Source organism: Rhodosalinus sp. FB01, assembly GCF_041365715.1.
In the GTDB taxonomy this organism is placed as follows: domain Bacteria; phylum Pseudomonadota; class Alphaproteobacteria; order Rhodobacterales; family Rhodobacteraceae; genus Rhodosalinus.
Genome location: NZ_JBGFSH010000054.1, coordinates 1 through 532, shown reverse-complemented (window position 1 = coordinate 532; position 532 = coordinate 1). Strand labels below are relative to the sequence as shown.

Sequence of the window (532 nt, the reverse complement as noted above, 5' to 3'; positions counted from 1 at the left end):
GGCCTCGCCGGTGAACGGAAAGTCGCCGAGCAGGTCCTCGCAGATCAGGGCGCGGGCTGCGCCAATGTCCTCGTCGGTCGGCCGCCTGGGGATATCGGGCACAGTGAAGCCCGGGGCGGGCACGTAGAGCAGCCGGGCGTCGGGGTGATAGCCCGGCGTGGTGATGAGCGTGCCGGTGCGCCCGAAGACCGGCGTGTTGACGATGCCCGTGAGCACCGGCAGCGCCGGGTCGGGCGTGGCGAGCACGGATTTCACCACGGCGACGGGCGGCGGCGCGGGCAGCAGTTCGCCCTTGGCGTTCTCGCGGACCCAGCGGGCGAGCCGCGCCAGCATGTGGCGCAGGCGCTCCTCGTTGAGCATGGTCGCCACGGGCCGCCCCTCGTCGTCTGGGACAACCCATGTGGGCTGGCCCGCGAAGCGGAAGACCCAGGGCGTGCGGTTGGAGGCCATGACCACGCTCCAGACCTGGGAGACGGCGCGGCCGAGATCGCCCTCGTCGGCCCGCAAGGTCGGAATGGTCTCGCCCGACCCC

1 pseudogene is annotated in these 532 nt (G+C 72.6%); it reads right to left on the bottom strand.

What is annotated here, in order from left to right:
• Positions 1 to 532, bottom strand: a pseudogene (locus AB6A65_RS16525) (ATPase); the annotation flags it as partial.